The 9,043-nt window shown below is 71.8% G+C and carries 8 protein-coding genes; all 8 read left to right on the top strand.

All coding sequences use genetic code 11. The features are described from left to right. Positions 1 to 131: 131 nt before the first annotated feature. A complete protein-coding gene (locus GA0115234_RS14765; RefSeq protein WP_093541734.1) occupies positions 132 to 803 on the top strand; it encodes a TetR family transcriptional regulator in 672 nt (223 codons plus the stop codon). A 153-nt stretch (positions 804 to 956) separates the two neighbouring features. After that, complete coding sequence (locus GA0115234_RS14760; RefSeq protein ID WP_256088716.1) at positions 957 to 1,304, top strand: Zn-ribbon domain-containing OB-fold protein; 348 nt, start codon at positions 957 to 959, stop codon at positions 1,302 to 1,304. A 237-nt stretch (positions 1,305 to 1,541) separates the two neighbouring features. Further along, positions 1,542 to 3,125 (top strand): ABC transporter substrate-binding protein, encoded by a 1,584-nt coding sequence (locus tag GA0115234_RS14755; RefSeq protein ID WP_093541729.1) that lies wholly within the window; start codon positions 1,542 to 1,544, stop codon positions 3,123 to 3,125. Beyond that, positions 3,122 to 4,075, top strand: a complete 954-nt coding sequence (locus tag GA0115234_RS14750) for an ABC transporter permease (RefSeq protein ID WP_093541727.1) — start codon at positions 3,122 to 3,124, stop codon at positions 4,073 to 4,075. Before GA0115234_RS14755 ends, GA0115234_RS14750 begins: the two co-directional genes overlap by 4 nt. Next, positions 4,072 to 4,965 carry an ABC transporter permease gene (locus tag GA0115234_RS14745; protein WP_093541725.1) on the top strand — a complete coding sequence of 298 codons (894 nt, stop codon included), beginning with the start codon at positions 4,072 to 4,074 and terminating at the stop codon, positions 4,963 to 4,965. The genes GA0115234_RS14750 and GA0115234_RS14745 overlap by 4 nt, the downstream gene beginning before the upstream one ends. Then, positions 4,962 to 6,077 (top strand): ABC transporter ATP-binding protein, encoded by a 1,116-nt coding sequence (locus tag GA0115234_RS14740; RefSeq protein ID WP_093541723.1) that lies wholly within the window; start codon positions 4,962 to 4,964, stop codon positions 6,075 to 6,077. The genes GA0115234_RS14745 and GA0115234_RS14740 overlap by 4 nt, the downstream gene beginning before the upstream one ends. A 65-nt stretch (positions 6,078 to 6,142) precedes the next feature. Further along, the gene (locus tag GA0115234_RS14735; protein ID WP_093541744.1) at positions 6,143 to 7,117 is read left to right on the top strand and encodes an ABC transporter ATP-binding protein; all 975 of its coding nucleotides are present in this window, start codon (positions 6,143 to 6,145) and stop codon (positions 7,115 to 7,117) included. A 58-nt stretch (positions 7,118 to 7,175) separates the two neighbouring features. After that, the gene (locus GA0115234_RS14730) at positions 7,176 to 8,981 is read left to right on the top strand and encodes a gamma-glutamyltransferase family protein (protein ID WP_093541721.1); all 1,806 of its coding nucleotides are present in this window, start codon (positions 7,176 to 7,178) and stop codon (positions 8,979 to 8,981) included. Positions 8,982 to 9,043: the final 62 nt, after the last annotated feature.

Genomic DNA, 9,043 nt, shown 5'->3' with positions numbered 1-9,043 from the left:
CTGGGTGTGGTTCGTAGGGACGACGATATGGCACTCAGTACCCTCTGTAAAGGAACCTAGTGCCAGAAACGGCCTTCCGGTGCTACGTTCCCGGCATGACTGACGCGCGCAGACCAGCCAAGAAGGCCCCGATGCGGGAAGTGCTCGCCGAAGCGGCCTTCCAGCTCTTCCTGGAGCGGGGTTTCGAGCAGACCACGGTGGACGACATCGTGGCGCGGGCCGGGGTCGGCCGCCGGTCGTTCTTCCGGTACTTCCCCTCCAAGGAGGACGCGGTCTTCCCGGACCACGAGCGGTGCCTCGCCGACATGACCGCGTTCCTGGCGGAGGCCGGTGACGCCGAGCCGGTGGACGCGGTGAGCGACGCGGCCCGGCTGGTGCTGCGGATGTACTCCGCCAATCCGGAGTTCTCCGTCCAGCGGTACCGGCTCACCCGCGAGGTGCCCGGACTGCGCACCTATGAACTGTCCGTGGTGCGGCGGTACGAGCAGACGCTGGCCGGCTATCTGCGCGGCAGGTACGGCGCATCGGACGACGGGGCGCTGCGTGCCGAGGTGATCGCCGCGTCCGTGGTCGCCGCGCACAACAACGGGCTTCGGACCTGGCTGCGTTCGGGCGGCGAGGGGGACGCGGAGGCGGCCGTCGACCACGCCCTGGGGATGGTGCGCCGGGTGTGGGGGAGCGGGGCCGTCGGGGGTGCGGCCGCGCCCCCGGCCGATGGTGACGTGGTGGTGATGGTCGCCGCGAAGGGCGCTCCGATGTGGCGGGTCGTGCAGCAGATCGAGTCGGCCATCGGGCAGGGCTGACCCCTTCGTACGGCTCGATCTGGCACTGAGTGTCTTTACGGCTCGGCACTCAGTGCCCTATGGTGCGGACGCGCCGACGCGCAGGTGCGGCGCATCCGAGCCGAGCGCAGGGGGTCGAACGTGTCCCAGTCATCGAATGGCACCGTGCAGACGGTGCACGAGGAAGCCGGCCTGAACTACCACCGGTGCCGCTGGTGCGGCACGGCCTCCTTCCGGAGGCTGCTCTGCCCGGTGTGCGCGTCGAGCGATCTGAAGCCCGAACACAGCGCCGGCCTGGGTGTCGTGGTGAGGTCCGGCGTCGTCCACCGCTACACGGAGGCCGCGCGCAACGAGTCCCTGGTCCGGCTTCCCGAGGGCTTCGTGTTCCGCTGCCGGGTCGTGGGCGCGGCCCCGCACCGGGTGTCGGTCGGGGCCCGGGTGCGCCCCGTCGCCGTGGACGGCCCGGACGCGGCGGAAGTGGTCTTCGAGCTCTGCGAACCGCCGGGCGACGACTGGCTCTGAGGGGTGCGCCTTCTCGGCGGCCCGTCGTCCTCGGTGCGTCCCGATTCTGGGGCGCGCTGAGTCGTATGTCCTGAATCGGGGCTTTCCGGCCCGTCGTTATCCGATCGTCAACAAAATTCGTCCGCCATGTGGGAACCCCTCTTGCCTTGCGGACTGTATGCGAAATACGGTCTGCGATATTCCTTGATCACCCCTGGCGGGAGGTAGGCCCTCGTGCGCCGAAAAGCGGTTGCCCTGGTGGCAGTTGCATTGGTGTCCCTCACCTCGGGCTGCGCATCGCTGCAGTCCTCGGCGACCGAGGTCGGCGGTGTGCGGAAAACCGATGAACGGCCCGTACGCGACGGCGGGACGCTCACCGTCGCTCTCAACTCCGACCCGGACAAACTCGACCCCACGCTTGCCCAGACCCTCGTGGGCCGGACGGTCTTCGCGGGCATGTGCGAGAAGCTCTACGACATCGACGAGGACGGCGTCGTCGTGCCGCAGCTGGCCGCCGCGCTGCCCACCACCTCGGCCGACGGCCGCACCGTCACCGTGCGGGTGCGCCGCGACCTGAAGTTCAGCGACGGCACCCGGCTCGACGCACGGGCCGTCGTCACCTCGCTGCTGCGCCACCGCGACCTGCCGGGCTCCGCACGCGCCACCGAACTCGCCCCGGTCAGCACCATCGAGGCCACCGGCCCGGACACCGTACGGATGAGGCTCAAGCAGCCCTACGTACCGCTCACCGGGGTGCTCGCCGACCGGGCCGGGATGGTGATGTCACCGACCGCGCTCAAGACGTACGGGAAGGACTTCACCAACCACCCCTCCTGCGTCGGCCCGTTCCGCTTCGTCGAGCGCATGGGCGGCGACCGGATCGTGCTGGAGAAGGATCCCGACTACTACGACGCGGACAAGGTCCACCTCGACGGCGTCGTCTACAAACCCATCCCCGACGGCAACGTCCGGCTCGCCAATCTGCGCTCGGGAGACCTCCAGATCGGCGACCAGATGGGTCCCATCGACGTACAGAGCGCACTGACCGAACCGGGGCTCCAGCTCTTCAACTCGCCCTCGCTCGGCTACCAGGGCATCGGCCTCAACGTCGGCAATGTAAACGGGCTCGGCCAGAAACCGGGAAGGCTCGACACCCCGCTCGCCCGCGACGTCCGGGTCCGTGAGGCCTTCGAGCTGGCCATCGACCGCGAGACCCTCAACAAGGTCGTCTTCCAGGGCATGTACGAGCCGGCCTGCGGCCCGATCTCCCCGCAGTCCGCCATCGCCCCCGGCGTCGCCCCCGAGGACTGCCCGAAGCGCGACGTGGCGAAGGCGGAGAAACTGCTGAAGGAGGCCGGGGTGAAGACCCCGGTGAAGATCGAGCTCAAGACCTCCACCACTCCCGAGCAGGGGCGTGTCGGACAGGTCCTCCAGGCCATGGTCAAGGAGGCGGGCTTCGACCTGGCGCTGCGGCCCACCGAGTACGCCACGATGCTCTCGGAGACCGACGCGGGCCACTACGACATCTTCACCAGCGGCTGGTCCGGACGGCTCGACCCCGACGGCAACGTCTCCAACTTCCTGCGCACCGCGGGCGCCATGAACGCCTACGGCCTCGGCGACCCGGAGATCGACCGGCTGATCGACGAGGGCCGCACCGTTGCCGACCCGGCCCGCCGCACCGCGATCTACCACGAGCTCACCCGGCGCGTCCAGGACGCCCACACCATGATCTACCTCTACCGGCAGAAGAACTATGTCGTCGCCACCAGGAACGTCGCGGGCATCCGCGTCTACGGCGACGGACTGGTCCGGGTCACGACTGCGGGGTACACCCGATGACGAAGTACCTGCTGACGCGGTTGCGTCAGTCCCTCATCACGCTCTTCCTGGTCTCCGTCGTGGTCTTCGCCGGAATCCGCGCGCTGCCCGGCGACCCGGCGCTCGCCCTGGCCGGGGAGGAACGCAGCCCCGAGGCGCTCGCCGCGATCCGTGAGGCGTACGGCCTGAACGACAACATCGTCGTGCAGTACGGGCGGTTCATCGGCCACGCCCTCACCGGCGACCTCGGCACCTCCTCGCGCACCGGACTCCCGGTCGCGGACGCCATCGGCCAGGCTCTGCCCGTCACGCTGGAACTGGCCGCGCTCTCCCTGCTGCTCGCCGTCGTCCTCGGCATCGGCGCCGGAGTCGTCGCCGCCGTGCGGCGCGGAAGACCCGAGGAGTGGATCGCCAACGCGGTCGCGCTGATCGGGCTGTCCATCCCGACCTTCTGGCTCGGCATCGTGCTGGTCCTCGGATTCGCCATCGCCATCCCGGTGTTCGCCGCCTCCGGCTACGTACCCTTCGGCACCGACCCGGTCGACAACCTGCGCCGCATGGTGCTTCCGGCGATCGTCCTCGGCTCCGGGCTCGCCGCCGTGGTGATGCGCCAGACCCGGGCCGCGATGCTCGACTCGCTCTCCGCCGACTACGTCCGCACCGCCCGCGCCAAGGGGCTGTCCAAGCGGTCCGTGGTCGGCGGGCACGCCCTGCGCAACTCGCTGGTCACCGTCGTGACCGTGCTCGGACTCCAGCTCGGCCATCTGATCTCCGGCGCCGTCGTCACCGAGCAGATCTTCGTCCTGCCCGGCTTCGGCAAGCTCACCATCGACGCCGTCTTCACCCGCGACTACGCGACGCTCCAGGCCGTGGTGCTCTGCACCTCCGCCGCGTACATCCTCATCAACCTGCTGGTCGACGTGGTCTATTCGGTCATCGACCCGCGCATCCGGCTCGGAGGTGCCCGGTGACCACAGCGACCCAGACGCTCCCCACCGCCCCGGGGGCCACCGCGAGGAAGCGGGCCACCGGAGGCAGGCTGCGGGCCCTGCGCAGGAACCGGCTCGCCCTCACCGGCGGCGTCATCGCCGCGGTCTTCGTCCTCGCCGCCCTGCTCGCCCCGCTCATCGCCCCGTACGACCCGGCACAGCCCGACTTCGGCAACGTACTGGCCGAACCGAGCTGGGCGCACTGGCTCGGCACCGACGACCTCGGCCGGGACCAGCTCTCCCGCATCGTGTACGGCTCACGCGCCTCCATGCAGGTCGGGCTGGTCGCCGTCGTGCTGGCCTTCGTGATCGGCGTACCGCTCGGGCTGCTCGCCGGCTACTACGGCCGGCTCACCGACAGCGTGGTGTCCCGGCTCACCGACACCATGCTGGCGTTCCCGTTCCTGGTGCTCGCCGTCGGTCTCGCCGCGATCCTCGGCCCCTCGCTCACCAACGCCACCATCGCCATCGGCATCTCGCAGATCCCCGCCGTCATCCGGATCACCCGGGCCGAGACCCTGCGGCTCAAGCACGTCGACTACGTCGGGGCGGCCGTCGTCAACGGCGGCGGCGACACCACCGTGCTCTTCCGGCACATCCTGCCCAACGCCACCTCCGCACTGATCGTCCAGGCGACCGTCGGCATCCCCGCCGCGATCATCGGCGAGGCACTGCTCAGCTTCCTCGGGCTCGGCGTCCAGCCGCCCGCCCCGTCCCTCGGCGTGATGCTCTCCGGCGCCCAGTCCTTCCTGGCCCCCGCGCCCTGGCTCGCCGTCTTCCCCGGCCTCGCGATCGTCGCGGCGACGCTGGCCTTCAACCTGCTCGGCGACGGGCTGCGTGACGTCCTCGACCCCCGCGGAGGCACCCGATGACCGAAGCCGTACTCGCAGGCGCGCCCGGCACCACGGGCGAACCCGTGCTCAGCGTCCGCGACCTGTCGGTCTCCTTCCGCTCCGACACCCGGACCGTGCACGCGGTCGACGGCGTCTCCTACGACCTGCGCCCCGGCGAAGTCCTCGCCGTGGTGGGGGAGTCGGGATGCGGAAAGTCCGTCACCTCGATGGCGGTCATGGGCCTGCTGCCGCCCACCGCACGGGTCGGCGGCTCCATCCGGCTCGGCGGCCGGGAGCTGGTCGGCGCCTCCGAGAAGGAGCTGCGGAAGGTCCGCGGCAAGGACATCGCGATGATCTTCCAGGAGCCGATGACCTCGCTGAACCCGGTCCTCACCATCGGCCGCCAGATCGGCGAAGTGCTGCGCAGGCACCGGGGGATGAGCAGGAAGGAGGCCAGGGCACGCGCCGTGGAACTCCTGGACCTGGTCGGCATCCCCGCGCCGCAGCGCCGGATCGAGGAGTACCCGCACCAGCTCTCCGGCGGTATGCGCCAGCGTGTGATGATCGCGATCGCCGTCGCCTGCGACCCCGCCGTACTCATCGCGGACGAGCCGACCACCGCACTCGACGTCACCGTGCAGGCCGGCATCCTGGAGGTCCTCCAGTCGCTGCGCGAACGTCTCGGTACGGCGATCGTCCTGGTCACCCACGACCTCGGGGTGGTGGCCGACGCCGCGGACCGGGTGCTGGTGATGTACGCGGGCCGCCCCGTCGAACAGGCCCCGGTCCACGACCTGTTCGGTGCCGCCAGGCACCCGTACACCCGGGGGCTGCTCGGTGCCGTGCTGCGGCCGGGCGGCGAGGGCAAGCGCCGGCTGCCGGAGATCCCCGGTCTGGTGCCGAGCCTCGACAGCCAGCCGGACGCCTGCACCTTCGCACCCCGGTGCGGCCGCGCGGACGACGCCTGCACCGGTGGCCGGCCCGGCTTCATGTCCATCGCCCCGGAGGCGGGCGCCGACGCCCCCCACCGGGCGGCGTGCTGGCATCCGTACGGCGTGGACGACCGGACCGGCACCGAGAGCCCGGCCACCACCGGAGCGACCGATGAACCGACCGTCGCCGCGCGACCCGACCAGGAGGCCGGAGAGTGACCACCCCGCAGACCGTCCCCGCACCCCGCGAGAGCGACGGGACCTCCTCGCACCCGCAACCCCCCGTGCTACGGATCGACGCCCTGGAACGGCACTTCGCGGCCTCCGGCGGCGGCACCGTACGGGCCGTCGACGGTGTCTCGATCACCATCGGACGCGGCGAGGTCGTCGGCCTCGTCGGCGAGTCCGGCAGCGGCAAGTCGACCGTCGGCCGGTGCGTCGTACGCCTCGACGAACCCACCGGCGGCACCGTCCACATCAACGGGACCGACGTCACCCACCTCTCCCGCCGGACCCTGCGCCCGCTGCGCAAGGACTTCCACCTGGTCTTCCAGGACCCGTCGTCCTCGCTCGACCCGCGCATGACGATCGGCCAGATCATCGCCGAACCGATCAGACTGCACCGGCAGGCCCGGGGCGAAGCCGTCCGGACCCGGGTCGAACAACTCCTCGGCCAGGTGGGGCTGCGCCCCGAGCACGCCGACCGCCACCCGCACGAGCTCTCCGGCGGACAGCGCCAGCGCATCTCCATCGCACGCGCGCTCTCCTGCGACCCCGACCTCGTCGTCGCCGACGAACCGACCTCCGCCCTCGACGTCTCCGTGCAGGCGTCCGTGCTCAACCTGCTCGCCGACCTCCAGCGCGACCGCGGCTTCGGCTGCCTGTTCATCACCCACGACCTGGCCGCCGTCGAATACCTCGCCGACCGGATCGCCGTGATGTACCTCGGGCAGATCGTCGAACAGGCCCCGACCGCCGAACTGTTCGCCGCCCCGAAGCACCCCTACACCCAGGCCCTGCTCTCCGCCGCGCCCGTCCCGGACCCGGTCGAGCAGCGCTCCCGCGAACGCATCGTGCTCCACGGCGAACTTCCCAGCCCACTGGATCCGCCGCCCGGCTGCCGCTTCCACACCCGCTGCCCGCTCGCCACCGAGCGCTGCCGCACCGAGGTCCCGGTCCTGCGCGAACTCCCCGGCGGCCGCCAGGTTTCCTGTCATCTCGTCGGTGACGACGGCACCGCCCCGGACGCCGCCGCCTGACCCCCCGTACATACGATCCGTTCCACCCTTCCGCACGTCGCAGCAAGGAGCCGCATCCGTGTTCACCACCCGGCCCACCCTCCAGGGCACCTTCGGCATGGTGTCCTCCACCCACTGGCTCGCCTCGCAGTCCGCGATGGCCGTTCTGGAGGACGGCGGCAACGCCTACGACGCGGCCGTCGCCGCCGGATTCGTCCTGCACGTGGTGGAGCCGCACCTCAACGGCCCGGCCGGCGAGGTGCCGATGATCCTGGCGCCCCAGGACGGCGAGGTGCGGGTGCTCTGCGGCCAGGGCCCGGCCCCGGCCGGTGCGACCGTCGCCCGCTACCGCTCCCTCGGCCTCGACCTGGTCCCCGGCACCGGACCGCTCGCCGCGGCCGTACCCGGCGCCTTCGACGCCTGGATGCTGCTGCTGCGCGACCACGGCACCAAGACCCTCGCCGAGGTGCTGCGGTACGCGATCGGCTACGCGGAGGACGGCCACGCACCCGTCGAGCGCGTCGGCCAGACCGTCGAGACGGTCCGCGAACTCTTCGAGACCGAGTGGCAGACCTCCGCCGACGTGTACCTGCCCGGCGGCAAGTCCCCGAAGCCGGGCGAGCTGTTCCGCAACCCCGCCCTCGCCGCCACCTGGCGCCGGCTCATCGCCGAGGCGGAGGAGACCGGCGGCGCGGACCGGGCCGCCCAGATCGACGCCGCCCGCACGGTCTGGAGCGAGGGCTTCATCGCCGAGGCCCTGGTCCGGCAGGCCGCCCGCCCCACCATGGACACCAGCGGCTCCCGCCACACCGGCACCCTCACCGCCGCCGACCTGGCCGACTGGTCCGCGACCTACGAGGCGCCCGCCACGTACGACTGGAACGGCTGGACGCTCGCCAAGGCGGCCGGCTGGAGCCAGGGCCCCGCCTTCCTCCAGCAGCTCGCGCTGCTCCCCGCCGAGCTTCCGGAGTACGGCGGCGCCGACTACGTCCACCTGCTCATCGAGGGCTGCAAGCTCGCCATGGCCGACCGGGAGGCCTGGTACGGCGACGCCGCCGACGTCCCGCTCGACACCCTGCTCTCCGAGCCGTACAACGCCGAGCGCCGCGCCCTCGTCACCGCCGAGGCCTCGTACGAGCTGCGCCCCGGCAGTCCGGACGGCCGCACCCCGGTGCTCAGCGCCCACGCGCACGCGGTCGCCTCCGGCGAGACCGGCTTCGACGCCATGGGCATCCCGACGGCGGGCGTCGGCGAGCCGACCGTGGCCAAGGACGGCACCACCCGCGGCGACACCTGCCACGTCGACGTGGTCGACCGCTGGGGCAACATGATCTCCGCCACCCCCAGCGGCGGCTGGCTCCAGTCCAACCCGGTCGTGCCGGAGCTCGGCTTCCCGCTCGGCACCCGGCTCCAGATGGCCTGGCTGGACGAGGGCCTGCCGAACTCCCTCACCCCCGGCCGCCGCCCCCGCACCACCCTCACCCCGTCCCTCGCCCTGCGCGACGGTGTCCCGGTGATGGCGTTCGGCACGCCCGGCGGCGACCAGCAGGACCAGTGGCAGGTGCACTTCTTCCTGGCGGTGGCGCTGCGCGACCGGGTCCGCGGCGGACTCGACCTCCAGGGCGCCGCCGACGCCCCGAACTGGCACAACGACAGCTTCCCGGGCTCCTTCTTCCCGCGCGGGATGCGCCCCGGCAGCGTCACCGTCGAGGAGGGCATGGACCCGGAGGTCGTCGAGGAGCTGCGTCGCCGCGGCCACGACGTCACCGTCGGCGACCCGTGGTCCGAGGGCAGGCTGTGCGCCGTGGCGCGCGACCCGGAGACCGGAGTGCTGTCCGCGGCCGCCAACCCGCGCGGCATGCAGGGGTACGCCGTCGGACGCTGAGCGGTCACTTCCCCGACATGACCAGGTCGTCGGGGTTCCGGCGGGACGTGATTGGCTGGGGG

It is taken from the genome of Streptomyces sp. DvalAA-43, assembly GCF_900091725.1.
Lineage (GTDB): Bacteria > Actinomycetota > Actinomycetes > Streptomycetales > Streptomycetaceae > Streptomyces > Streptomyces pulveraceus.
Note: the sequence above shows the minus strand (reverse complement) of the source record. Positions and strands in the feature narration are given on the sequence as shown.